This window comes from Bradyrhizobium sp. NBAIM08 (assembly GCF_020193935.1).
Taxonomy (GTDB): Bacteria; Pseudomonadota; Alphaproteobacteria; order Rhizobiales; family Xanthobacteraceae; genus Bradyrhizobium; species Bradyrhizobium yuanmingense.
Genome location: NZ_JADYVR010000003.1, coordinates 64,852 through 88,869, shown reverse-complemented (window position 1 = coordinate 88,869; position 24,018 = coordinate 64,852). Strand labels below are relative to the sequence as shown.

Genomic DNA, 24,018 nt, shown 5'->3' with positions numbered 1-24,018 from the left:
CGCGCGGAACTCAAACTTGAGAACCATCGCGCCTCTCGAACAGAGGCCTTACCCTTTGAGCGTACAATGAGTCATGGCAAGCTCGGCACAGGCAATCCAGCATCAGTAAGGATCTACGCGTCCCTCACCGTGGTCGCTGCGGCCATTCTGCTGGCGGTTGTCATATTTGACTTCCAACTGGCAGCAGCCCAGTCGTTCCCATCGTTCGTACTTGACCCTTTCCGGTTGGTCGAGATTTTCTGAACACTTGGATAGGCGGCCGATCGGCTTTTTCCGGCGGCCCTGCGGACTGGTTTGATTCCAGCGCCTACATGGCTGCGATAGCGAAGGTGACCGGCATTCCCGATTTGGCACCTCTGTATTGGTCGTATCCGCCGCATCTTCTGTTCTTCATTTGGCCCTTTGGTTTGCTCGGTTTTCTGCCGTCGTACATTGTGTGGTGCGTCACCGGGCTTGCCCTGTACGTTTGGGCGGCAACATCATGTGGTGTCGAACGAAAATACTGGGTGTTTCTGGCCGTCGCACCTGCCGTCACGGTTAACGTATTCCTCGGCCAAAATGGCTTCTTGACCGCTGCGCTCTTGATCGGCGGTCTGGCAAACCTCGAGCGGCGGCCGATACTCGCTGGAATTTTGTTTGGTATGCTGACTATCAAGCCGTAACTCGGACTCCTGCTTCCGATCGTGCTGGTGCTGGGAGGGCACTGGCGAGTCATTGGTTCAGCCGTCGTCATGACGGTGTCGCTTGTCGCCGCGACTGCAGCATGGTTTGGGCCAGAAATCTGGATCGCATATTGGCATAAAGTTTTGCCGCAACAGCACGAACTGCTCGACGTGGCAGGTATCATGGGCTGGCCGATCGTTGCCTCAGCCTTGATCAACGCCCGCCTTGCGGGTCTTCCGGCTGATTTGGCCTGGGTAGTGCAAGGAGCGGCGTCGGTATGCGCCGTCGGTGCGGTGGTTTGGACGTTCTGGCGCAAGCGCGATCCGGTCCTCTCACTAGCGCTCTTCGTTACCGCCACCTTCTTGTTTTCAGCCTGGATCATGAACTACGACATGGTCGTATTCGGATGGATTGTCGCGCTTCTGCGTCAGCGCGGAAACGAAGCATTCGCCGATCAAGTTCTTTCGCTTGCGTTGTGGATGTTGCCTATTCTGATGTTTCCATTCGGCTTCGCGCAAATACCGATTGCTTTACTGATCCTCCCCTTGTTCGCCACTCGTCTCCTGTGGCGGTTGTCCAATGGCAAAACAAAGCAGGCCTCGTCAGTGGCATCGCCAGCTTTAGCTTGAGTGGCGACATTTCCCATCTGACGTCTGACCGGTGACTGTGCCCGACCGAGCTTCTCAGCTCGTTCGCGGGAGCACGACCTGCGCCGATGCGGCCTCGGCACTCCGCCAGGCTGCGCAGCGTCTAAGGATCAGCCCGAACACGATCAGGATCGCAGGAAAACCGACCGGTTGCCCGAGAAACAGGAAGCTCGCAAGCAGGCCGAAGACGAGCGCCAGCGCCATCCCCTCGTGGCGTGCGAAACCTTCGTCGAGACCGGCTCGGATGAGGAAGGCCACGGCGATGCCCAGCACGACCAGATCGTACATGAAGAGATAGGGCGTCGTCAGCAGCGCCGCGGTCGCGAGCATCGCCGCCTTGAGGGCATAGGGCAGCCGGCTCCGCCACACCACGACCAGCGCCACGGCAACAGCTGTGGTCAACACCCACTGGAAGATCCATGCGAGCTGCTCGGTGCCGCCGAGATAGCGCACCAGCGCGAAGATGCTCTGCATCTTGAACCAGGGCGCCCTGCCCTCGGTCAGGAAGGCCTGGGAGAACATCGGAATCCAGTGGAAGAACGCCTGCCAGCTTTCGGTGCCGAAGGCGAACCAGGATAGTGCAGCGATCGCAACGGTGACGATCGCGGCGCTGAACAGCACGGTCCATTCGGCGGCGGCGAGCAGGACAATCGGAAACAACAATCCGTATTGCGGCTTGTAGCTGAGAAGGCCGAGGCAGATTCCAGCCAGCACCGGCCGCGTCGGCAACAGATAGAGCATGCCGCCGATCAGCGAGGCCGTGAGGAAACCGTTCTGCCCGACCAGGATGTTGAGGAAGGCGGCCGGAAATCCAACCGCAATTACCAAGCCCGCGTTGCGCCCGATGATGGCGCGCATCACGGCGAGATAGGGTACCATGCTGAACGCGGCCCAGCCGATGAACGCCACCGTATAGGGAAATTGCGCGAGGAAGGACGCGACGAACAGGAAGGGCGGCGGATAATGCCAGGCGAAATGGCCGACAAAATCCTGCTTGAGAAGCGCAAGCTCGACCTGCTTCTGAATGTCCCAATCCCAGGCCTGCGCGGGATGCCCCTCGAGCGCCAGTCTTCCGGCCGCCCAGACGTTGACGAAATCAGTGGGGATGCCGCGCCCGTCGGCGTCAAAGATCCAGAGATGGGCGAGATAGGCCGTCGGAAAATACGCCAGCGTGACGATCGCCAGCACGAAGGAGATGTTGACGAGGATCGCTGGGACCGCACCGTGACGGCCGATTGCAGGCGGAACGGAGGAGGCTTCGGCCATGCGGCTTCCTTACGCGATCATGTGAGGCGGATACGTCCAAGCCATACACCCGAGTGGCTTGAAGGAGGCTTAAGCCCGATCGTCGAACGCCCCGCGCCGAATTCCCGGGCAAAGCAAAAGAGCCCCGTCGATGACGGGGCTCCTCGCTATTCCGCTGGTCGTCCAGCCTTACTTGAGGCTGGTCGAGATCGAGCTGAACTTCGTGTTCAGCGTGGTGCCGAGGTTGTTGACGACGGTGATGATCGCCAGCGCGATGCCGGCAGCGATCAGGCCGTATTCAATGGCGGTGGCGCCGGATTCATCCTTCATGAAACGCGCAACGAGGTTCTTCATAGAGTGCTCCAAATGAGTACACGAGGCTACAACTGATCTGGTCTCTTCGGCTTCCCAGCGCCGCCCGACCATGGCAACGGAACGTAGAGGCAAAGAATTGCACCGCAGTTAATTCGGCTGCGTAAACACCGAGCGGATTGCGTGTATCGGCCCATGGTAAATCCAAGTTCGAAACAATCCGTTAAATTGTAAGCATCTGACGCCGGCCTGGCGCGGCCGGTTTACCCGAAGTTATGACCGGCGTGGTCCAATGCCGCCCGCTCGGGCCGGCAAGAACAACCAGGACGACGAGACGGCATGTCCCTTTCCTTCGCCAACAGCATCGCGGTGCAGGGCCGCGCGCGTGCCCTGGTGCCGTTGTGCGTCGGCGCCGGCGCCTATCTGTTCTTCCTGTTCCTGGGCGACACGCTGCTTCAGGATTCCGACTCGTTCTGGCAGATCAAGATCGGGCAATGGATCCTCGATCACCGCGCCATGCCCATGATCGACTTCTATTCCTTCACGCGGACGGGCGCGCCGTGGATCTCGACGTCCTGGCTGTCGCAGGTCGCGTTCGCCTTCTCGCATGCGCACTGGGGCTGGGCAGGCCCCGTCATCCTCACCGCGGCCGCCGTCGCGCTCACCGTCGCGATCTTCGTCCATCTGCTCGAGGCGCATATCGGAGCCCCGCGCGCGGTGCTGTTCGCGATGCTGGCGCTGCTGCTGTCGATCCATCACGTGCTGGCGCGGCCGCATATTCTGGCGCTGCCGGTGATGGTGGCGTGGGTCGGCTTGCTGATGGCGGCTGCGAGCCGCCGGAGCGCGCCGTCCTGGACCTGGCTGCCGCTGATGGCGCTGTGGGCGAACCTGCACGGCGGCTTCGTGCTCGGGCTCGCGCTGATCGGCCCGATCTCGCTCGAAGCGGTCGAGCATGCCGGGAAGGGACGGCGGCTCGCCCTGTTCATGCGCTGGGTGCTGTTCGGAATCGGGGCGCTGATCGCGAGCTGCTGCACGCCGTACGGCTGGCGAACGCTGCAGGGCGCGACCAACATCCTCAGCCTCGGCGAATTGCTGACGCTGATCGTCGAATGGATGCCGGCGAACTTCGCCACGTTCACCCCGTTCGAAGGCGCCCTGCTCGCCCTGATCGCATTCGGTTATTATCGCGGCCTGGTGCTGTCGGCACCCCGGATCTTCCTGATCCTCTTCCTGACCTGGAGCGCGCTGAGCCACGTCAGGAGCATCGACGCATTTGCATTCCTGGTGCCGCTGGTGCTGGCAAAGCCGCTCGGCGAGATGTTCCCGCAGCCGGCGCTTGAGCCCGCCGGTGCCGACAGCTGGCCGGGCCGCTATGTCACGGCGCTCGGCGCGCTGATGATCGTGGCGGCAAGCTGGACCTCGACCTCGCTCTATCTGGGGCACCACCGCTTCACCTTCACGATGACGCAGACGCCGGTCGCGGCGGTCGACCTGCTCGAGCAACGCAAGGTGCAGCGCGTCTTCAACGCCTACCAGTTCGGCGGCTATCTGATCTCGCGCAATATCCCTGTTTTCGTCGACGGCCGCGCCGAGCTCTACGGCGAGAAATTCATCATGGACTTCTTCAAGGCGACCGAGGGCAAGAAGCCCGAGCTGTTGCCGCGCCTGCTCGACGAGCACAAGATCGATGCGACATTGCTGGGCGCGGATGCGCCGGGCCCGCAGATCCTCGACCAGCTCAAGGGCTGGAAGCGGATCTATGCGGACGACATCGCCGTGATCCACGTGCGCGACGCCGCAGATGGCGCGACCGCGGCGCCTTCGAAGTGACGACCCACTCCAGCGCGCGTCTTCGGCCTCAGCGACTTCATCAGATGGTTCCTTCCAGCAAGCCGATCCTGACAGATCCGGCGCGTTCCGCCCCGGACCGAGCCGTGGCGATGATCGTGCTTGCGATGCTGGCTGTGGTCTCGTTTGTTCCGGTGCTGCTGACGCCCATTCCGGCGATGGTCGATTATCCCAATCACCTCGCCCGCATGTCTGTTCTGAGCCAGAACGGCACCGCGGGTGCAAATCCGTATTACGAGGTGAGGTGGGCCTTCTATCCCAACCTCGGAATGGACCTGCTGGTCCCGCAGCTGGCGCGGCTGATGAGCGTCGAGAACGCGACGCGGCTGTTTCTGTTGCTGAGCCAATGCCTGATCGTCACCGGTGCGCTTCTGCTCGAATGGGTCCGGAAGGGACGCATCCATCTCGCCGGTTTCGCCGCGCTCGCTTTCCTCTATTGCCTGCCGTTCAGCTGGGGTTTCGTGAACTTCGAGTTCGGGCTCGGCCTCGCGCTCTGGGGCATCGCCGTCTATCTGATGCTGGCCGAAGGCCCCTGGCCGCTGCGCTTCATGGCCAATCTGATCTTCGTCGCCGCGCTCTATGTGGCGCATTTCTTTTCGCTCGGCATCTATGGCGCAACGCTCGGCCTTTTCGAGCTGTCGCGCATCCGCCAAGGGCGGGTCGCTTATCCCGTCGCGGCCGCGCGGCTTGGCGCGCTAGCCCTACCGGCGCTTGCGCTGCTTGCGATCATGCATGTCACGGCAGGCGCGATCGGAAGCCAAGGCAATGACTGGTTCCTCGCATTCAAGCCGGTCTGGCCGCTCCGCATCATGAACGGTTACAATCTGACGGCCGCGGCGGTGACGGGGCTGACCCTCATGACCGCGTTGCTGTTCGCCGCAAGGCGCGGCTTGCTCAGGCTCGAGCCCGCCGGGATCTGGATCGCGCTCGGTCTTGCGCTCCTGTACGTGGCCATTCCCTCGAGACTGTTCGGGACCTCTTTCGCCGACCTCCGCGTGTTTCCTGCTGCGGCGCTGATCCTGCCGGCGTTCTGCTCGCTGTCGCTGCCAAGCCGGGCTTGGCGGATGGCTGCACTCGCTGCGATCAGCAGCATCACGCTGATCAATCTCGCCGTTGTCTTCACGGTATGGCTGCCCTACCGCGCTGACTACGCGGCCATTATCGAGTCGTTCCGCAAGGTCGAACGTGGCTCGCGCGTCCTCGTCAGCAATGCGGACGAAGCTGGCGACCCGCCCTTCGCCGATCTCACCGCGTATCCGATGTATTATGCGCCAACGCTGGCGGTGCACTATGCCAATGCGTTCGTGCCCAATCTCTTCACGGAGGCGGGCAAGCAGCCTGTTCGGGCCATGGAGGCCGTGCGCCATCTTGCCACTCCGGATGGCGGACTGGTGTCCTCAGGCCTGCTCACCGCGATAGCAGCGGGCCACCCGCCGGCGGACTCGCCGCGCTTTGTCCGCACCTGGTACCGGGATTTCGACTACCTCTATGTGCTGGGACCGCGGGCCGCAAACCCGCTGCCGGATCTGCTGGAACTATTGGAGACCTCGGATCGGTTCGTCCTCTACAGGATTCGCCGCAAGTCCTGAGAAAGGCGACCTTAACCACCTGCCCATAGACTTCCGTCCCTGCAACCCAGCTGGACTCCTTCGCATGGCGGCCAATTCCGGACCGATCCGCTACAGCCTCGTCATTCCCGTCTTCAACGAGGAAGCCGTACTGCCGATATTGTTACGCCGGCTCGACTTGCTGCTGTCCCGGCTCGACGGGCCGGCAGAGGCGATTTTCGTCGACGACGGCAGCAGCGATTCCAGCTCGATCGTGCTGCAGGCACTCGCCGTGCGCGACGCCCGCTTTCGCTATATCGGCCTGTCGCGGAATTTCGGCCATCAAGTCGCCATCACCGCCGGCATGGACGCCGCGCAGGGTGACGCGATCATCGTCATGGACGCCGATTTGCAGGATCCGCCCGAAGTGATCGAGCAATTGATCGCAAAATGGCACGAAGGCAATGACGTCGTCCACGCCCGCCGCTTGTCGCGCGAGGGCGAAAGCCGATTCAAGCGCGCGACCGCACACCTGTTCTACCGGCTGCTCGGCAAGATGTCCTCCGTCGGCATCCCCGCCGACGTCGGTGACTTCCGCCTGATCGATCGCAAGGTGCTGGACGCGCTCAGGCGGATGCCGGAGCAGGATCGCTTCGTACGCGGCATGATCGCCTGGCTCGGCTTCCGCCAGGCCGAGGTCACCTTCCATCGTCTCGAGCGCGCCGCGGGCGAGACCAAGTACCCCCTGTTCAAGATGATCCGCCTAGCGGTGAACGCCGCGCTCGGCTTTTCCGATCTGCCCTTGCGCCTGGCGATCTGGTGCGGATTGACCGTCTCGGCATTCGCACTGCTCTACGGCGGCTGGGTCGTCGTGATGTGGCTGAGCAACGACACTCATCTCGTGACCGGCTGGTCCTCGACCATCGTCCTCCTCTCGCTCTTGTGTGGAATGAACATGCTGATGACGGGGATCGTGGGTCTTTACGTCGGCCGCATCCATGCCGAAGTAAAGCGCCGTCCACTGTACGTGATCCAGAAGCGAGCCGGCTTCGATCGCAACGAGGCGGCGACCGTACCCGCCAAGCACGCAATCACCGAGTGATCCGCCGCAATCATCTCGGACGTGAGGCCAACACCTCGTCTTCGATGCTGCTGGCGAGCTGGCTTTACTGCATCTCCCGGCGCTTGTGGACGACCGCCACATCGTCGCTGTACACGCGCTGCCAGTGCGGGAGCCGGTCAAGCATCGCTGTGGCGGGCGTATTCGGTGCGAGCAGCGTCGCGCGGATCTTGTAGTCGTCGAGCAGCTTAAGAAAATCTCCGAGGTCAATCAGCGCCAGGGCGCGATTGTAGCGGTCGATGAACGGTCCGCCGAACAGTTCCGCGCGGCCGTCGATGAAGGTTGGAATGCCGGCAAAGACCAAATAGCCGCCGAAGGAATAGTCGTTGAGCAGCGGCCCCGCCTTGGCGAGGTCGGCACGGGCGACCGCCGCCTCGGGGGTGATGAGGGGAGCCGGCCGGATGTCGCGCGCCAGCGCCAATCCACTCATCGCGGCCAAGATGCCGAATGCCGCCAGGTTCAAGCCACGCGAGGAGCGGTCGGTCTCGTTCCCGCTCGGCCCGCCGAACCTCCGGGCCAGCGGGGCCGCGAGGTAGAGCGGTGCCAGCATGGCCAGCAGATCCGCATTGCGCATCTGCGCCAGCGCGAAATGGAGCAAGCCGATCACCACCAGGGTCCGCACGACCGGCAGCGTGACGCCGCGCGAGAGCGCGAAGATGCCCCCCAGCAACAGCAGCTCGAAGCCGCCGATGCGGCTGAAATCCTGCGGCCGCCATTCCGCGATCCAGGCGAGCGCGGGACCGAGGCCGAGTGTCGTGATCGGCATCAGCAGCGGTTCCGGCCCATGCGGCGTCAGGCAGGATGCGGCGACGGCAAGCAGTGTGAATGGCACCCAGCGCAGCAGCACGCGTGGCCATTGGCTTCGCTCCTCGCGCAGCAGCGCCTCGAGCACCACGGGTCCAATCAAGCCAAGCGCCAGCACTCCGCTGCCGTGCAGATTGCCCCACACGACCAGCAGCGGCAGGGCCCAGTATGGTGGCGGCCTGCCATGATCCATGCAACGCACCAGGGCAGCCGCCCAGATCACCATGATGGGCATCACGAGCACGTGTGGCCGCGCCAGCATGTGCGGCGCCGTCAGGATGACGGCCGCGATCACCATGATCAGCGTCTGGGTCGGCGACAGCTCGCGCAGCAGGAAGTATGTGAGCAGACCAAAGGCGAGTGCGATCGCCGCGGCCGCGACGACGACGACGCCGGGCCAGCCGGACAGGACGTAGGCTCCGGCATAGATGACTTCCGACAGCCATTCGAACGTGATCCAAGGCGCGCCATGCTTCGAAAACGAAAATGGATCGCTCGTCGGCAGGGTCCCATGCGCCATGATCCAGCGCCCGAGCTCGACGTGAGAATAGCTGTCGGGATCTCCGAGCAGCTTCGGGCCGACAGCCAGCAACACAGCGTAGACGGCGAGCCCCACAGCCCAAGGGAGCGCTGCACGCGCCGAAAACGGTTGAACCGCGCTGGAGACGACCTGATCAGTCATGGCGGGCCAAGCTAGGCCTTAATTGTTAAGGTGTTCTTTAATGTTTCACCGATCGCGCGTGGGGGAGCGAGAGAACCGCCATCGCAACGCCCGGGCCCTCCGCCAAAACGCCACGCGGGCGCTATCGCACGAGATCGATCAGGAGCAACGCGGCGCTTGTGAACAGTCCTGCGATCGGCACCCAAATGGGCACGAAGAACACGCCGGCGGGAGGCTTGGATTCTCTCGTCTTGATGCGAAGAAGCGCCAGGTTGACCAGGACGAAGATCCCGAGCGTCAGGCGTGAGGTCCATTCGGCCAATCCGGTCAAGGGAATGCCGAGGGCGAGGATCAGGATGGCGCCCACGCCGAAGAGTGTTGCAACCACCGGCGCTCCGCTTCTGGCGTTCACCCGGGCCAGAAAGGCCGGAAGGCTGCCTTGGTCCGCAAGCCCGTACAGCACACGTCCGATCATCAGCATGTGAACGATGATCCCGTTGACCGTCGCAACGATCGCGATGACGCTCAACACCGAGAGGGGAAGACCGGTCAGCCGCTGAAACACCAAAGCAAGCGGAGCCGAGGCGTGCGCGAGTTCGGCCGGGGGCACCGCGACCACCGCGACCCAGACGACGATCATGTAGAGGAGCGCCGTCACGCCGAGGGTGATGAAGAGCGCCCAAGGCAGCGTTTGGGACGGATTCTTCATTTCCTCGGAGATGTTCACGAGGTGCTCGAACCCGATGAATGCAAACACGGCGAGCAGCGATGTCTGTGCGATCCCGGTCCACGCTGCTTTATCGCTCAGGGGAGCCAACAGTTCGGGCAGCCGGGAGACCAGGGCGTCGCCCTCAAACAGCCCGGCTCCGACAATGAGGACCAATCCTCCGATCTCCACGACCGTCATCAAGCCGGCGAAGCTGATGGACTGAACCGCGGATAGGCAGGCGATCGCTCCCATCGCGAGCACGACGCCCGCGATGATCCAGCTGGCAGGCAGCGGCAGGAACACGCTGATGTAGCCGGCACTCCCGACCGTGATGGTCGCGCCCGAAATCGTCGCTGCAGCCACCACGAGCAACCCTGTGGCACCGCTGAGCCATTTTCGATGAAACGCGGCCTGGACATAGGCGGCCTCGCTCGCCGCGACCGGCAGTCGCGTGCCCAGTTCGGCAAAGCTCCCGGCCGTCACGCCCATCACGACCGCGGCAACGAGGAACGCCAGAGGTGCATGCATTCCGCTCCGGGCAGCGGCCGCGCCCACCAGGACGTAGATTCCGGCACCGATCGTCACGCCGAGCCCATAGAGGACCGCGTGCGTGAGCGTCAGCGATCTGACCAGTTTCGTAGACCCGAGCGGCGCCACCTCCTGCATCACCAAGCGTCAATGCGAAAACAGGATCGGCACCGGCGGCTTGGACAGCAGGCCCCTGGTCGCGCCGCCGAGCACGAATTCCCGCCATCTCGGCGTTCCGTACGCGCCCATCACGAGGACGTCGATGCCATGGGACAGCACGTAAGATGTGAGGACCTCGTCGATCGGCTTGCTCTCGGCATCGATCTCATCCAGCACGACCTCGATGCCGTGACGAGCCAGGTTCTTCGCCAGTTCTCGGCCGGAATGTCTGGAATCCAGGGGCTTTTCGTTGGTGACAGTCACGACGCGCACACTTCTTGCGCTTTCAAGCAAAGGAAGTGCGTCGGAAACCGCTCGCGCAGCGGTACGGCTGAAGTCCCAAGCCACGCAGATGGCATCGAGCCGCAACGGACGCGACCGCGGGCCGGTGGGAAGGATCAGCGTCGGCCTGCCGGATTCGAAGATCACCTCCTCGGCGTACCCCAGATCATGGGAGTCCGGCACCGCCATGATCGTGAGATCCCGAAGCCTTGCATAGTCAACCAGCAGCGCGGCCTCGCTGGCGGTTGCACAGTGCTCGAAGATGGTCTCACGCCGGACGCCGGATTTGTCGGCGGAGGCTTCGAATGCGGCAAGCAGGGCTTTCGCATTCTCGCGGCTCTTGGCGGCCTCGCGCGCAATAAGCGCGGGTATGTCCAGGATGACATGCCCGAGCAGGCTTGCGCGCACCTCCGCATGGACCTCGCAGGAAATGGCTGCGAGGTGCGCCCCCAGGGTGGCGGCCACCGAGACGGCATCGTCGATCACTGAAACCGGCGTCGGCTCCGGGTAGCTCGCCAGGGTCAACAGAACATCCTTGAAAGCCATGTGTGCCTCCTTTGACGAGTCGGAACCTAACGCTGTCGAGATGCTCCTTCTTGACCCACCGCAACCGATTCAGCCGGATGGCTGTGGCAAAACGGCCCAGGCTCGAACGGTGGCGCCGGAACAGAACGCTCTGGGTCGGCGGCGCCTGCCTTGCGGGAGGGGCCAGCGCAATGCCAGCTCGCGAAGGCGCGCTCGGACAATAAAAAACGCGGCGTTACCGCCGCGTTTTTCGATTCTCAGCTGCCGCTTGGAATTACGCCTGCGGCTGCGGCTCGAGGCCGGGATCCGGATCGGGACGCGGGCGCGGCTTGCCGGCCGGGGGCACGGCGGAGGCGCGCGGGGTGGTCGGCTCGAGCACCGACTCGCGGTTCGGCTTCTTGCCCTTGAGCAGATCGACGATCTCGTCGCCGGTCAGCGTCTCGAACTCGAGCAGGCCCTTGGCCAGCGTCTCGAGATCGGCGCGCTTCTCGGTGAGGATGCGCGTCGCCTCCTTGTAGCCTTCCTCGACCAGACGCTTGATCTCGGAATCGATCTTCTGGACGGTGGCTTCGGAGGCGTTCTGCGTGCGCGACACCGACATGCCGAGGAAGACCTCGTCCTGGTTCTCGCCATAGGAGACGGTGCCGAGCTCTTCCGACAGGCCCCAGCGCGTCACCATCATGCGGGCCAGGCGCGTGGCCTGCTCGATGTCGGACGCCGCGCCCGAGGTCACCTTCTCGCGGCCGAAGATCAGCTCTTCGGCGACGCGGCCGCCCATCATGATGGCGAGGCGCGAGGTCATCTGCTCCAGCGACATCGACAGCTTGTCGCGCTCGGGCAGCTGCATGACCATGCCGAGCGCACGGCCGCGCGGGATGATGGTCGCCTTGTGGATCGGATCGGTCGCGGGCACGTTGAGGCCGACGATGGCGTGGCCGCCCTCGTGGTAGGCCGTGAGCAACTTCTCTTCCTCGGTCATGACGAGCGACTTGCGCTCGGCGCCCATCATCACCTTGTCCTTGGCCTCCTCGAACTCGGCCTGCGTCACCATCCGCTTGTTGCGGCGGGCGGCGGTCAAAGCGGCCTCGTTGACGAGGTTCATCAGGTCGGCGCCGGAGAAGCCCGGGGTGCCGCGCGCGATGGTCTTGAGATTGATATCGGGCGCCAGCGGAACCTTGCGAACATGCACCTTCAGGATCTGCTCGCGGCCGACGACGTCGGGGTTCGGCACCACGACCTGACGGTCGAAGCGGCCCGGACGCAGCAGCGCGGGATCGAGCACGTCGGGACGGTTGGTGGCGGCGATCAGGATCACGCCTTCGTTGGCCTCGAAGCCGTCCATCTCGACCAGCAGCTGGTTCAGCGTCTGCTCGCGCTCGTCATTGCCGCCGCCAAGACCGGCGCCACGGTGACGACCGACGGCATCGATTTCGTCGATGAAGATGATGCAGGGCGCATTCTTCTTGGCCTGCTCGAACATGTCGCGGACGCGGCTCGCGCCGACGCCGACGAACATCTCGACGAAGTCGGAACCGGAGATGGTGAAGAACGGCACGTTGGCTTCGCCCGCGACCGCACGCGCGATCAGGGTCTTACCGGTGCCGGGAGGGCCGACCAGCAGCACGCCGCGCGGAATGCGGCCGCCGAGGCGCTGGAATTTGCCGGGGTCGCGCAGGAACTCGACGATCTCCTGCAGGTCCTGCTTGGCTTCGTCGACGCCGGCGACGTCTTCGAAGGTGACGCGGCCATGGGCCTCCGTCAGCATCTTCGCACGCGACTTGCCGAAGCCCATCGCCTTGCCGGCGCCGCCCTGCATCTGCCGCGACAGGAAAATCCAGACGCCGATCAGCGCGATGAAGGGCAGCCAGGAGACCAAGAGCGAGACGAACCACGGCACGTTGTCGCCGGGCGGCTTCGCGGTGATCTGCACCTTGCTGTCATAGAGGCGCTTCACCAGCGTCGGGTCGTTCGGCGCGTAAGTCTGGAAGCTGGAGCCGTTGGTGAAGGTGCCGTGGATGTCCGGCCCCTGGATCACGACGTCGCGCACATTGCCGCGGTCAACTTCGCTCAGCAGCTGCGAGAAGGCGATGTCCTGCGAGGAGGCCCGCTGACCCGGATTCTGGAAGAGCGTGAACAACGCCAACAGCAGCAAGACAATGATGACCCAGAGGGCGAAATTGCGCAGATTGGCGTTCATCGATCTTCCTTCGTGGTCGCGCGGATCGCGGCCGTGATCCTTGGGCAGTTGATTTGGTCAATGCGAGGAAATCCCAAGGAATCCTCATCGTTAGACGGATACAATTTAGGTGCCGCCCCGGTCGCTGCCAAGGGAACGAGATGGGACTATTTATCCCATCTTAGCGCGATTCCCGCTGAAATCATGGCGTCCGAACCCGGGTTTTTCCTGCCTGGTTAAGGTGGCCTGACGGCACGGACGCGAATTGACCGGTGTCATGATCCGCTCTCGTCGCGCTCATCTGCCCTTGCGCCGCCGGGCCGGCGCCGGCGCGATCTGGATACGCCCGCCGGCAAGGCTGATCAAGGCTCCCGCGAGGGTCTGCTTCAGAACCGGCCGGCCATTTGCGGCTGCACCGGGGCCGGCGATCGCCCGATCAAGCACCGACATCAGGGTTTCGACCTTGCCGAGTTCCGCCGGCCCTTCATGGCCAAGCGCGTTGATGGCCCGCAGCAGGAGCCGCAGCCGCACCTCCTCCGGCAGGGCGGCAAAGGTCGCGGCCTCGAAGCTCCTGACACTCGCCTGCGGCGCATCGCCGCGATCCCGCAGGCGGAGGAAGCGCTCGGCGCCGTCGGCAAGCACCTCGACCGCCGCATTGGCCCGCGCCAGCCTTGCCGCGAGCCGCGCCAGATTTCTGGCGTCGCCGCCCTCGGCCGCGAGGAGCGGCAGCAGCGCGCGCAGCCGCGGCCGTGTGTAGGCGGTGTCCCGGTTGGTGGGATCCTCGGCAAAGCCGATCCTCGCCCGCCGCAAGGTCGCGATCAGCTGCGATTTCGGAACGTCGAGCAACGGACGCGCCAGCACGATTCCGTCGCGCTCGGTGAATGGAGCCATGGCCGAGAGTCCGGCAAGTCCGCTGCCGCGGAACAGGCGCATCAACAGGGTCTCGGCCTGGTCGTCGCGGGTGTGTGCCGTCAGCACATGGCTCGCGCCGGCGGCTCGGGCGGCCTGTGCGAGCAGGCGGTAACGGGCCTCGCGCGCGGCGGCAGGCAGCCCCGTCTTCGGCTTTTCACCGCGCCAGCGCAAGGTCCGGTGCGGCAATCCGAGCGCCGCGGCGAGCCGCTTGACCTCGCGCGCCTCACGGGCGGCCTCCGGGCGCAGGCCGTGATCAATCGTGACGACCGTGATTTGCGGGCCTCGCGCGAGGCTGCGCTGCCAGCGCGCTGCAAGCCACATCAGCGCAACCGAGTCGGGCCCGCCGGAGACCGCGAGCACCAGCGCCGGGGCATCTCTCAGGCCCGCGAAGAGCCGCCTCGCCTCGCGCGCCGAGATCGGTGAATCGTCGTCGTCTGACATGACGCTGCAATCATCCGCGGATTGACCGAATGTTTAGCGCAACGCCATCCGCTTTGTCAGCGGATCAGCACTTCACCCGCTTCTGCTCGCGATCGACGGCGGCTTTGACGCCGGCGGAGGCGCGGGGATATTTGCGGCCGATCTCGCCGAAGGCGGCGCAGGCGGCCTCCTTCTCCTTCAGCGCGGCGAGCGACTGGCCGAGCCGCAGCAGCGCATCCGGCGCCTTGGCCGATTTCTCGTATTTGGTGGTGACGGCGAGGAACGCTTCGGCGGAATCGCGATATTGCTGGCGCTGGAAATAGCTCTCGCCGAGCCAGTATTGCGCGTCGCCGACCAGCGGGTCGCTCGGAAATTTCTGCGTGAAGTTCTTCATGGTCTGCTCGGCCAGCGCGTAGTCCTTGCGCTGCATGTAGCCGATGCCGAGGTCGAACTCGTCGCGGGGCGTCGCCGACGGCGGCAGGGTGGCCAAAGCAGCGCCACCGGCCGGTGCGGGATAACCCGATTGTGCCGGCGGATAGCCGGGCTGCGCGGCCGGCGGCACACCTTGTTGGTAGCGCGGGCTGGTGTTGGCGAGATCGAGCGGCTCGCCCGCATTGCGGCCGCCGCCAGGCGTGACCGCCGGCATCGGCTGCTGCCCGCCGCCGAGTGCGCGCGGCGCGCCGGGTGCATTCGGGTTCTGGTTGGGGTCGAAGGCATCGCCGCGGCGGCGTGTGCCGGGAGCGCCGGGCGCCGGCTGCTCCTGAACGATCGGCGCGGGCGCGGCGATCTGCGGCTGCTCGTAGCTCGGCTGCGCGGCTTGCTGTTGCGGCGGCGGCTGGCGATAGCCGGGCGCGACCTGACCTGGTGCAATCTGGCTGGGTGCGATCTGCGCGGGCGGCATCGCCGCGACGTTGGGTGCCTGCCCGGGCGCCCCTTGCGCGCCGCCCTCGAGCGCCCGCAGGCGCTCTTCGAGCTGGCGGTTGCGATATTGCAGCTCCTCGTTCTGGCCGGTGAGCTGGCGCAGCCGGTTCTCCAGCCGCTCGATCCGCATCTCAGGGTCGACATCATCCGACTGCCCGTAGACCGATTGCGCAAGCGCGGGCGAGCACAAAGAGAGCAGCGCGGCGGTCGCCGCGGTACCGGTAAAAGCCTTAAATCTGGATGACATCTTGCCCTGACGACGAAAGCGAAATGGCCTGCGACGGAACCCTCGACGCGCCACACATCGAAGTGGAGTACGCCAAAAATGTGACTGATACCAAGGGGTGTTCAGTCACAGAATGCTGAAACGAAACCGGCGCCCGAGAGGGCGCCGGCATCATCCAATTGCAAAGCTGAACGGGGCCTGACTGACCACCGGGGACCTGACCGAGCGTCAGGAGCTGGCGTTCAGGACAGTGACGGCGCGGCGGTTCTGCGACCAACAGGAGATGTCGTTACAGACGGCGACCGGCCGTTCCTTGCCGTAGGAGATCGTGCGCATGCGGTTCGGGTCGATGCCGCGCGAGGCGAGGAACGAACGGACCGACTGGGCACGGCGGGCGCCGAGCGCGATGTTGTATTCGCGGGTGCCGCGCTCGTCGGCATGACCTTCGATGGTGAAGGAGTAGCGCGGATAGGTCTGCAGCCACTGCGCCTGCTTCTCCAAGGTCACGATCGCCTGCGGGGTCAGATCGGTCTGGTCGCTTTCGAAGAACACGCGGTCGCCGACGTTGACGACGAAGTCCTGCTGGCTGCCGGGCGTCGCCGCATTGGCCATCGCATCCGTCGCGGCATTCTTGTTGGCGCAGGCGCCCATCGACAGCGCGACGGCGAGCACCGCGGCCAGCTTCAATCCCTGGAGGATACGCATAGGATGTCTCATTCCGGAGCCTCCACGCTCACGTTAGTCCACTGCTGTCCGGTCTACAGGGGGTTGGTTAAGCGAACGTTCCGTCAACCTTGACGGAACCTTGCCTCAGCCGGTCAAATGCCCCCAACCAGCGAAAAGCAAACGTCATGGTTAATGGGTTGTAAATGTGGCGCGAGGGTGAAGGCAAGCCGCGTCGGCCGGCAAAAGGGCCGGCACTTGATGGAATTTTGGGCCGAAATGACCGGGGGCGCCCGCCTAGACCGAACCGAGCGCTTGAGAGGCCACGTCCAGGGTCCGCGGCGTGGTGAGCAGAATCGGCCGCGTGGCGGCCTGGCGGGGGATGCTGCGTTCAAACAGCATGCGCCGCTCGAACGCGCTGGAGCGCATGATCGGAAAGCGCGCCAGCACCTTGTCCCGCTGCCGCCGGACGTCGGTCGCCATCAGGACCGCCTTCTTGGTGGGCCAGCCCGGAAAGCCCCGCGGCTCCGGCGAAATGGTCTCGTGCAGGAAGATGCGGCGGTAGAACGCCTGATGATCGGTCCGGATCATGGCAAGGCCGGTGTCGGCGTTGAAATGATCGCACGCGACAAAGGCGAGGCGGACGGTCAAATAGGGCAGCTCGGGAAAGCGGTGGTGCTTGTCGGGATCTGCAACGAGCCGGCACGGATCGACAAAAACCTCGCCGCGATCGAGGCGGGGATGCAGGATGTCGCCGAACACCTCGGTGGTATAGGACATCCGCCATTCCGACGTCAGCAGATGGATGCGGACGGAGCTGCAAAGCTCTCCGTCAACATAGACCCCGAAATTCCAGGTGTTGGGCGTTTCGTCGAAACGATCGCTGACGCGCAGCGAAGGTGATGGCTCGATCAGACCGGCCTGCAGATAGGCGCGGTAGCGCATCAGATACAGGTTGTCCTTGTCCTCGGGCGTTTCGATGAGCCGATAATCGATGCGGTCAAACAACGCGGCGCCTCGTGGAAGGAGCGCCGTGTTCGGTTCGGCTCCGGACTTCATCTGCAACCTCTGACTCCAAGCAACTTCCACGAGTAGCCAGACCTTAATGGTTCCTTAACGGAATTGCAAAGCTATAGAATCGTTAGGGTTAACCTTTGCGAGCCCGCAAGACTACGGTGCACACGGGAGCCGATTGCGAGAGTGGAGCTGCCGGGAAGGGATCGGGCCTATCGCGACGACACAAGGGCGAGCTGGTCGTCGGGCACGCGACGACCATGCGAGGCGTTGAGCAATTGCCGGATCCGCACCGCCGGTACGGGCCGGCTGAACAGGTAGCCCTGCCCTTCGGTCACGGTGCCGTCGGCGCTGATCAGCTCGAGCTGCTCGTTGGTCTCGATGCCTTCGACCACGACGGCCATGCCGAGGTCGGCGGACAGCCGCGCGACACCGCGCAGCAGCGTCAGCGGCCGGTCGGAATCGATGCCTTCGAGGAAGGAGCGGTCGATCTTCACCTTCTGCATCGGGAAATTGTGCAGGTAGCTGAGGCTGGAATAGCCGGTGCCGAAATCGTCGAGCGAGATGCGCACGCCGAGCGCATGCAATTGCGACAGGATGTCGTGGGTGAGCTGGGTGTTGCGCAGCAGCGAGGACTCGGTGATCTCGATCTCAAGACGATGCGCCGGCAGGCCCGACACTTCGAGCGCGTAGCGGATTTCGCTCAGGACGTCGCGCTGGTGGAATTGTTGCGGCGAGAAATTAACGGCGACGCTGACACCCTCCGGCCACTTCATGCATTCCATGCAGGCGCGGCGCAGGATCCAGCGGCCGAGATCGACGATCAGGCCCATGTCCTCGGCGACCGGGATGATGTCGACCGGCGAGACCGTGCCGCGCACCGGATGATTCCAGCGCAGCAGCGCTTCGCAGGTGGTGATCTTGCCGGACCTCAGATTGACCAGCGGCTGGAAGAACAGCTCGAATTCCTCGTTGGCGAGCGCCTTGCGCAGGTCGAGCTCGAGGATGCGGCGCGCCTCGACGGTCGCGGCCATCTCGTCGCGGAAGAAACAATAGGTGCCGCGGCCGTCGGCTTTGGCGCGGTACAGCGCCATGTCGGCGTTCTTGAGCAGCGTGTCGGCGCTGGTGCCCTCCGGCGAGGTCAGCGCGATGCCGACGCTGGCGCCGATCTCGACCAGATGATTGTCGATGCGGTACCGCTCGCTCAACCGCTCGACGATGCGGCGGGCGAGTGCCGCGGCATCCTCGGGCGACGTGAGGTTCTGCTGGAACACGACGAACTCGTCGCCGCCGAACCGGGCGACGAAATCCTCGGGGCGCAGCATCTCGCGCAGGCGGTTGGCGACGGCGCACAGGAGCTGGTCGCCGCAGGGATGGCCCAGCGTGTCGTTGACCTGCTTGAACTGGTCGAGGTCGATGAACAGCAGCGCGGAGAGCTGCGCCGCATCGTGGGAGACAGCCAGCAGGTGCTCGATCTGGTCGCGGAAGTTGACCCTGTTCGGCAACGCCGTCAGGTCGTCGTATCGCGCAAGATGGGTGATCTTGGCCTCGGCGTTGCGCCGCTCGGTGATGTCCTCGAGCAGCAGCACCGCCCCTCCGTCCGCCATCGGCTGAACGGTCCAGCACAGTGACCGATTTCGCTCCAGGTTCGCCTCGGCGGTGATGATCTCCTTCTCCCGCGAACTTTCGATGCCGGCGACGATATGCTCGCCGTCCGCGCTCGAGATGGATCTTGCCTGCACGCATGCCGCGATGATGTCGCGCGCGCTGGCGCCGCTCCGAGGCAGATGGTCGGGCAGGTTCATCATCGCCGCGAAGCGGTGATTCATCACCGCGAGCTGGCCATCGCGATGGAACATGCAAAGACCGTGCGGCATGTTGTTGAGGGCGGTATCGAACTGGCCCGCAAGTGCGGCTTCGCGCTCGCGCGCCACCACGGCGCCCATGAAGATCCGGTGCAAGTTGACCGAGAGCTGCATGATCGCCAGCAGGAAGGCCGCGCTCACAACGGCCATCGCGATGTAGTAGGGCGTGCCGCGCCACGCCAATGCCAGCACCGCCGGGGCGAAAATGAGCAGCGCCTGCAGATGGAAGATCGACGGTCGTCCGTACGCCCTTCCCGCTCCCCCTGCGGCAATGCCTGTCGTGACCGACAGGGCAATCATATGCGCGACCGCGTCGTCGGTGGCGAGCAGAGTCGTGCCGCACCAGATGCCGATCGCTGCAGCCTGGATCTTCGCGCCGATCTGATACCGCGCCTGCCAGCGTTTGGCCGCCTCGGCGGTCACGCTCGACTTGCGTCCCTGATAGCGACGCAAATCGATCGCCCGCACCGTTCCGGCCAAGACGAGCAGCGCCACGCACGCCCAAATCAGGGGCTCACCTGTCTTCAGCGCAGTCAGCGCAGCACCGATCGACACGAAGATGAGACCGGCCAGCAGCGGTCCGGGCGCTTCAAAGAGCGAATCGATCTGCGCCGCCGGATTGACCGGCGGCGGCTGCCCCTGCTCTCCGCTCTGGCTTGCGAACTGCATTTTGGTTTGTACGCGCGTCCTGTTCAGCGCGTAGTCTTACCCAGCCGAGATGAAGCTTTTCTGAGGGAACATCGTTAAAGTCGGGTTGTTTTTCGGCAATAGCGAAATGATTTCCGCTGCAATATCAAGCAGGTAGGCAAGCCTTGCCGGGCGCAAGGTGAAGGAAGTGTTGCCGTTCACGGCAAACTCGGAAAAAATCGGTGCGGTTTTTCGAAAACATCGCGCGTCTGAACGCGCGATGTTTCAACTGCGCCGTGGTCAGCCCGAGGTCGAGGACAACAGTGGCGACCATGCCGGGTCCGAGGCAAAACCCGGCGTCGGCACTTTCAATTCGTTGCGGCCGGAGATGTCGACCGAGTACAGCGACGGCCCGCCATTGCCGCCAGGATCGCGGAAGAACATCAGCACGCGGCCGTTCGGCGAGAAGGTCGGGCCTTCGTTGTGAAAGCCGGAGGTGAGCAGCCGCTCGCCCGAGCCGTCGGGCTTCATGACGCCGATCGCGAACTGCCCGCCGCCCTGCCGGGTGAAGGCGATGTAGTCGCCCTTCGGCGACCACACCGGCGTCGAATAGCTGGCGTTGGTGTCGTCCTTGGAGAAGGAGATGCGCTGCGCCTGTCCGCCGCCCGCACTCATCACGTAGATCTGCGACCTGCCGCCACGATCGGACTCGAAGCAGATGCGGCTGCCGTCGGGCGAATAGGACGGCGAGGTGTCGATCGCCGGCGTGTCGGTGAGACGCGTAGTCGAACGCGAACGCAGATCCATCACGAACAGGTTGGAATTGCCGCCCTGCTGCAGGCTCATGATGACGCGCTGGCCGTCCGGCGAGAAGCGCGGCGCGAAGGTCATGCCGGGGAAGTTGCCGACGATCTCGCGCTGGCCGGTCTCGATGTTGTAGAGATAGACCTTCGGATCGCCCTGGCCGAACTCCATGTAGGTGATCTCTTGCGAGTTCGGCGAGAAGCGCGGGGTCAGCACGAGATCGGAGCCGCGGGTCAGATAGCGCACATTGGCGCCGTCCTGATCCATGATCGCGAGCCGCTTGACGCGGCGCTCCTTCGGCCCGGTCTCGTCCACGAACACGACGCGGCTGTCGAAATAGCCCTTCTCGCCGGTCATGCGCTCGTAGATCTGGTCGGAGATGATGTGGGCGATGCGGCGCCAATATTCCGGCGAGGTGAAATATTGTTGGCCGGCGAGCTGCTGGCCGGAGATGACGTCCCACAGACGGAATTCGGCCTTGAGCCGCCCGTCCGGCTGCCGCGTCATGCGGCCGGTGACGAGCGCCTGCGCGTTGATGGTCTTCCAGTTCTGGAATTGCGGCGCGACATCCATGTTGTTGATGCGCTCGATGAAGGCGGCCTGATCGATCGGCGCGAACAGGCCCGAGCGCTTCAGATTGTTGGTGATGACCTGCGTGACGCCGTTGCCGACGTCGCCGTCGGAGGGCGAGCCGGGCAGGAAGTTGCTGATCGCGATCGGGATCGGCTGGAATTCGGTGGGATTGATTTCAAGCCGCTTTTGCGGTTGGGCGAGCGCATGTCCAGCCCCAAGCGTCGCAAGCGCGGATCCGGTCAGCGTCATGAAGCGGCGGCGGTTCATCGATCGAATGTCATTCATCGCAAAATTCTTTTGTTCGGATCACAACATATCCTTCAGGCCGAAGCGCATCGGAATGGTTTTCCAAGTGTCATACTGCTGCTTCGGCAGGAACGAATAGACTTGACACTGGACGATGGCACGCTTGCCACTCTCCGCCACGGCCTGAGCGATCGACCTGGACGGCCCACGCGCTGCAACGACAACCGGCTCGGATGCCAGTGTTCCATCGATCTTCATAAAAATATCGATGTCGACTTCGTATTGGTCGGCATCCTGCCCGTTGTAGGTGGGCGTGAAGCAGCGCCTGACCGCCGACATGAACGCGCCCTGCCAGGTCGCAACATTGTTGGCGGCCGTCCCGGTTGCTGCTCCCAGCGACGCTGATGCATTCAACGCCGAGCCGGTCTGCTCGTGCCGGGTCGCGGCGCGCTTGTCGAGGTCGCGCTGGATCTGCGCGGGGTCGAAGGTGCGCTCCTTGGGCTTGGGCTGCTGCTGCGGCTGCACCGCCGCGACCTTCTGCTCCACGGGCTTGGGCGGCGGCTTCTTGGCCTCCATCTTCTTCTGCAGCTCGGCGATCGGATCTTCCTTGGCCGGATCAGGCTTCTTTTCCTGCGGCTTCGGCTCTTCCTTCGGCTTGGCCTCCGCCACGGGCTTCGGCGGCTCCGGCTTCTTCTCCACCGGCTTCTCGACCGGCTTCGGCGGCGGCTCCGGCTGGGAGTTGGTCTTGATCAGCTCTTTCTTCTCGGTGACCTTGCCGACGGCGTCTTCCTCGGGCTTGGGCTCCGCGATCTTCTCGACCTTCGGCTTCGGCTCTTCCTTCTTGCCGGTCTTCTGCCCCGCCATCATCTTGGCGAGCTGATCGGAGGAGATGATGTCGATCGGAAGCGATTCCTGCGTAGCGATGTAGGCCTTGCTGCTGAAGGTGACGAGCCCCCATCCCAGCACGAGGACATGCAGGGCAATCGACGCAACGAGTGTCTTGTCGACGTTCACCTTCACGGCCTCAAGACCCCTGATCCGCTTCCGTGACGAGCGCCAGCTTCTTGAATCCGGCGCCCGAGAGCTGGCCCATCACCTTGGCCACGGTGCCGTAATCCGCCTTCTTGTCGGCGCGCAGATAGATGCGTTCCTCGAGGCCGCCGCGCGCATCGGTGATCGCCTTCAGCTTCGGGATCAGCTCGTTCAGCGCAATCTCGGTGTCGTTGATGAACACCTTGCCCTTGATGTCGACCGACATCTGGATCGGCTTCTGGTCGTTGTTTTCGAGGCTCTTGGCACTGGTCTGGGGCAGGTCGAGCGGGACGCCGACCGTCAACATCGGTGCCGACACCATGAAGATGATGAGCAGCACCAGCATGACGTCGACCATCGGCGTGACGTTGATCTCGGCCACGACCGGCTTGCGCCGGCCGCGGCGCCCGCCGCCGCCGGACGAACTCGCAACGTTCATGGCCATGATCGCGTGCCCAGATTGCCCTTCACACTATACATGCCGTCCGTCAGCCCCGCTCGTCGATCTGACGAGACAGAATGGCTGAAAATTCATCAGCAAAGCCCTCGAGTCGCTGGGCCTGCCGGTTCACCTCGGAGGTGAACTTATTGTAGAAAATAGTGGCAGGAATGGCGGCGATAAGGCCGACGGCGGTCGCAAACAGCGCCTCGGCGATACCGGGGGCGACCACCGCCAGAGAGGTATTTTTCGAGGCCGCGATCGACTGGAAGCTCGACATGATGCCCCAGACCGTGCCGAACAGGCCGACGAAGGGGCCGGCGGAGCCGACGGTCGCCAGCACCAGAAGGCGCCGTTCCAGCCGCTCGACCTCGCGTGCAATCGAGACGTTCATCACCTTGTCGATGCGCATCTGAAGCCCTGCGACCGAGCGGGCATGGCTCTCGAACGAGCGCTTCCACTCGCGCATCGCCGCCACGAAGCAGGCCGCCATGGAATGCGTCGGCTTGGCCGACAGCGTGCGATAGAGCTCCTCGATCGACTCGCCGGACCAGAACGCCTGCTCGAACCGGTCCATCGAGCGGCGGGTGCGCGCGTAGAGAAAGATCTTGTCGATGGCGATCGCCCAGACCCAGACCGAGCAGGCCAGAAGCCCCAGCATCACCGCTTTCACGATCCAGTGAGCCTGCCAGAACAGCGCGATCAGCGACACGTCGGCGGAGGCAGCAACCGGAAGGGCTGTCTGAGCCAATTCGGCCGGATTCATAAGCAGTATCCTCTCAAGGCGATCGTTACCTAATGTCTTCGGCCAGCAAATCGCGGCCGGTGTTCCCCAACAGCCGCGCCGGACCCGCGCGGCGGGCAAGCCCGCTCAAAGCCTTGTCTTTCTGGGGTGCAGGGCTCGTCCAAAGGCTCGTCAAAAGCCGGCCGCCTGCATTCCCCGCCAAGATGTCAAAACTAAGGGGCCTCGACCCCAGGCCTTGACGTCGGGCTCCGGGCACGCCTGTCCGCACATACCAGAGCCCGCCGATGGTTAATGCGGGGTTACCG

20 protein-coding genes and 1 pseudogene are annotated in these 24,018 nt (G+C 64.1%); 5 read left to right on the top strand and 16 right to left on the bottom strand.

The window, feature by feature from the left end; all coding sequences use genetic code 11:
* The first annotated feature begins 66 nt into the window (after positions 1-66).
* Both I6F37_RS11250 and I6F37_RS11245 read left to right on the top strand, forming a co-directional pair.
* Complete coding sequence (locus tag I6F37_RS11250; protein ID WP_225151218.1) at positions 67-243, top strand: hypothetical protein; 177 nt, start codon at positions 67-69, stop codon at positions 241-243.
* A 68-nt stretch (positions 244-311) separates the two neighbouring features.
* Positions 312-1,292 (top strand): annotated as a pseudogene (locus tag I6F37_RS11245) (glycosyltransferase family 87 protein).
* A gap of 54 nt (positions 1,293-1,346) precedes the next feature.
* Here the strand turns inward: I6F37_RS11245 and I6F37_RS11240 are convergent.
* Both I6F37_RS11240 and I6F37_RS11235 read right to left on the bottom strand, forming a co-directional pair.
* Complete coding sequence (locus I6F37_RS11240; RefSeq protein ID WP_225151217.1) at positions 1,347-2,576, bottom strand: glycosyltransferase family 87 protein; 1,230 nt, start codon at positions 2,574-2,576, stop codon at positions 1,347-1,349.
* 168 nt (positions 2,577-2,744) lie between these two features.
* The gene (locus tag I6F37_RS11235) at positions 2,745-2,909 is read right to left on the bottom strand and encodes a Flp family type IVb pilin (RefSeq protein WP_035998610.1); all 165 of its coding nucleotides are present in this window, start codon (positions 2,907-2,909) and stop codon (positions 2,745-2,747) included.
* A 297-nt stretch (positions 2,910-3,206) separates the two neighbouring features.
* Between I6F37_RS11235 and I6F37_RS11230 the strand changes: the two genes are divergently transcribed.
* From I6F37_RS11230 to I6F37_RS11220, 3 genes are all read left to right on the top strand, one after another.
* Complete coding sequence (locus tag I6F37_RS11230) at positions 3,207-4,697, top strand: hypothetical protein (RefSeq protein WP_225151215.1); 1,491 nt, start codon at positions 3,207-3,209, stop codon at positions 4,695-4,697.
* A 110-nt stretch (positions 4,698-4,807) separates the two neighbouring features.
* Entirely contained in the window at positions 4,808-6,304 is a 1,497-nt protein-coding gene (locus I6F37_RS11225; RefSeq protein ID WP_225151715.1) for a hypothetical protein, read from the top strand.
* A gap of 64 nt (positions 6,305-6,368) precedes the next feature.
* Positions 6,369-7,364, top strand: a complete 996-nt coding sequence (locus I6F37_RS11220; protein ID WP_225151213.1) for a glycosyltransferase family 2 protein — start codon at positions 6,369-6,371, stop codon at positions 7,362-7,364.
* A gap of 64 nt (positions 7,365-7,428) precedes the next feature.
* Here I6F37_RS11220 and I6F37_RS11215 read toward each other — a convergent pair whose 3' ends face one another.
* The 14 genes from I6F37_RS11215 to tolQ form a co-directional block, all read right to left on the bottom strand.
* On the bottom strand, positions 7,429-8,868 hold the full coding sequence (locus tag I6F37_RS11215) for a hypothetical protein (RefSeq protein ID WP_225151211.1): 1,440 nt from the start codon (positions 8,866-8,868) through the stop codon (positions 7,429-7,431).
* Positions 8,869-8,989: 121 nt separating this feature from the next.
* Positions 8,990-10,222: an APC family permease gene (locus I6F37_RS11210; protein WP_225151209.1), complete on the bottom strand. Its 1,233-nt coding sequence runs from the start codon at positions 10,220-10,222 to the stop codon at positions 8,990-8,992.
* 9 nt (positions 10,223-10,231) lie between these two features.
* Positions 10,232-11,071, bottom strand: coding sequence for a universal stress protein (locus tag I6F37_RS11205; RefSeq protein WP_035998587.1), 840 nt, complete (start codon positions 11,069-11,071; stop codon positions 10,232-10,234).
* Positions 11,072-11,324: 253 nt separating this feature from the next.
* The gene (ftsH, locus tag I6F37_RS11200) at positions 11,325-13,247 is read right to left on the bottom strand and encodes an ATP-dependent zinc metalloprotease FtsH (protein WP_035998585.1); all 1,923 of its coding nucleotides are present in this window, start codon (positions 13,245-13,247) and stop codon (positions 11,325-11,327) included.
* Between the two features lie 276 nt (positions 13,248-13,523).
* Complete coding sequence (gene tilS, locus I6F37_RS11195; RefSeq protein ID WP_035998583.1) at positions 13,524-14,579, bottom strand: tRNA lysidine(34) synthetase TilS; 1,056 nt, start codon at positions 14,577-14,579, stop codon at positions 13,524-13,526.
* Between the two features lie 64 nt (positions 14,580-14,643).
* Positions 14,644-15,726 carry a tol-pal system protein YbgF gene (ybgF, locus tag I6F37_RS11190; protein ID WP_109142503.1) on the bottom strand — a complete coding sequence of 361 codons (1,083 nt, stop codon included), beginning with the start codon at positions 15,724-15,726 and terminating at the stop codon, positions 14,644-14,646.
* A gap of 207 nt (positions 15,727-15,933) precedes the next feature.
* Entirely contained in the window at positions 15,934-16,422 is a 489-nt protein-coding gene (gene pal / locus I6F37_RS11185; RefSeq protein ID WP_035998574.1) for a peptidoglycan-associated lipoprotein Pal, read from the bottom strand.
* Between the two features lie 243 nt (positions 16,423-16,665).
* Positions 16,666-17,427, bottom strand: coding sequence for a hypothetical protein (locus tag I6F37_RS11180; protein WP_035998571.1), 762 nt, complete (start codon positions 17,425-17,427; stop codon positions 16,666-16,668).
* 167 nt (positions 17,428-17,594) lie between these two features.
* Positions 17,595-19,916, bottom strand: coding sequence for a bifunctional diguanylate cyclase/phosphodiesterase (locus I6F37_RS11175; protein WP_036021865.1), 2,322 nt, complete (start codon positions 19,914-19,916; stop codon positions 17,595-17,597).
* Between the two features lie 36 nt (positions 19,917-19,952).
* On the bottom strand, positions 19,953-20,096 hold the full coding sequence (locus I6F37_RS11170) for a hypothetical protein (RefSeq protein WP_157783954.1): 144 nt from the start codon (positions 20,094-20,096) through the stop codon (positions 19,953-19,955).
* A gap of 78 nt (positions 20,097-20,174) precedes the next feature.
* On the bottom strand, positions 20,175-21,518 hold the full coding sequence (gene tolB / locus I6F37_RS11165; RefSeq protein ID WP_035998559.1) for a Tol-Pal system beta propeller repeat protein TolB: 1,344 nt from the start codon (positions 21,516-21,518) through the stop codon (positions 20,175-20,177).
* 39 nt (positions 21,519-21,557) lie between these two features.
* Positions 21,558-22,517, bottom strand: a complete 960-nt coding sequence (locus I6F37_RS11160) for a protein TolA (protein ID WP_081494442.1) — start codon at positions 22,515-22,517, stop codon at positions 21,558-21,560.
* 4 nt (positions 22,518-22,521) lie between these two features.
* Positions 22,522-22,974, bottom strand: coding sequence for a protein TolR (gene tolR, locus I6F37_RS11155; RefSeq protein ID WP_036021864.1), 453 nt, complete (start codon positions 22,972-22,974; stop codon positions 22,522-22,524).
* 43 nt (positions 22,975-23,017) lie between these two features.
* Positions 23,018-23,734: a protein TolQ gene (gene tolQ, locus I6F37_RS11150; protein WP_225126318.1), complete on the bottom strand. Its 717-nt coding sequence runs from the start codon at positions 23,732-23,734 to the stop codon at positions 23,018-23,020.
* Positions 23,735-24,018: the final 284 nt, after the last annotated feature.

Bases quoted from the DNA above. Each gene is read 5' to 3' on its own strand.
- I6F37_RS11250 (WP_225151218.1), top strand. From the start codon at position 67: ATGAGTCATGGCAAGCTCGGCACAGGCAATCCAGCATCAGTAAGGATC.
- I6F37_RS11240 (WP_225151217.1), bottom strand. From the start codon at position 2,576: ATGGCCGAAGCCTCCTCCGTTCCGCCTGCAATCGGCCGTCACGGTGCG.
- I6F37_RS11235 (WP_035998610.1), bottom strand. From the start codon at position 2,909: ATGAAGAACCTCGTTGCGCGTTTCATGAAGGATGAATCCGGCGCCACC.
- I6F37_RS11230 (WP_225151215.1), top strand. From the start codon at position 3,207: ATGTCCCTTTCCTTCGCCAACAGCATCGCGGTGCAGGGCCGCGCGCGT.
- I6F37_RS11225 (WP_225151715.1), top strand. From the start codon at position 4,808: ATGATCGTGCTTGCGATGCTGGCTGTGGTCTCGTTTGTTCCGGTGCTG.
- I6F37_RS11220 (WP_225151213.1), top strand. From the start codon at position 6,369: ATGGCGGCCAATTCCGGACCGATCCGCTACAGCCTCGTCATTCCCGTC.
- I6F37_RS11215 (WP_225151211.1), bottom strand. From the start codon at position 8,868: ATGACTGATCAGGTCGTCTCCAGCGCGGTTCAACCGTTTTCGGCGCGT.
- I6F37_RS11210 (WP_225151209.1), bottom strand. From the start codon at position 10,222: ATGCAGGAGGTGGCGCCGCTCGGGTCTACGAAACTGGTCAGATCGCTG.
- I6F37_RS11205 (WP_035998587.1), bottom strand. From the start codon at position 11,071: ATGGCTTTCAAGGATGTTCTGTTGACCCTGGCGAGCTACCCGGAGCCG.
- ftsH (WP_035998585.1), bottom strand. From the start codon at position 13,247: ATGAACGCCAATCTGCGCAATTTCGCCCTCTGGGTCATCATTGTCTTG.
- tilS (WP_035998583.1), bottom strand. From the start codon at position 14,579: ATGTCAGACGACGACGATTCACCGATCTCGGCGCGCGAGGCGAGGCGG.
- ybgF (WP_109142503.1), bottom strand. From the start codon at position 15,726: ATGTCATCCAGATTTAAGGCTTTTACCGGTACCGCGGCGACCGCCGCG.
- pal (WP_035998574.1), bottom strand. From the start codon at position 16,422: ATGAGACATCCTATGCGTATCCTCCAGGGATTGAAGCTGGCCGCGGTG.
- I6F37_RS11180 (WP_035998571.1), bottom strand. From the start codon at position 17,427: ATGAAGTCCGGAGCCGAACCGAACACGGCGCTCCTTCCACGAGGCGCC.
- I6F37_RS11175 (WP_036021865.1), bottom strand. From the start codon at position 19,916: ATGCAGTTCGCAAGCCAGAGCGGAGAGCAGGGGCAGCCGCCGCCGGTC.
- tolB (WP_035998559.1), bottom strand. From the start codon at position 21,518: ATGAACCGCCGCCGCTTCATGACGCTGACCGGATCCGCGCTTGCGACG.
- tolR (WP_036021864.1), bottom strand. From the start codon at position 22,974: ATGGCCATGAACGTTGCGAGTTCGTCCGGCGGCGGCGGGCGCCGCGGC.
- tolQ (WP_225126318.1), bottom strand. From the start codon at position 23,734: ATGAATCCGGCCGAATTGGCTCAGACAGCCCTTCCGGTTGCTGCCTCC.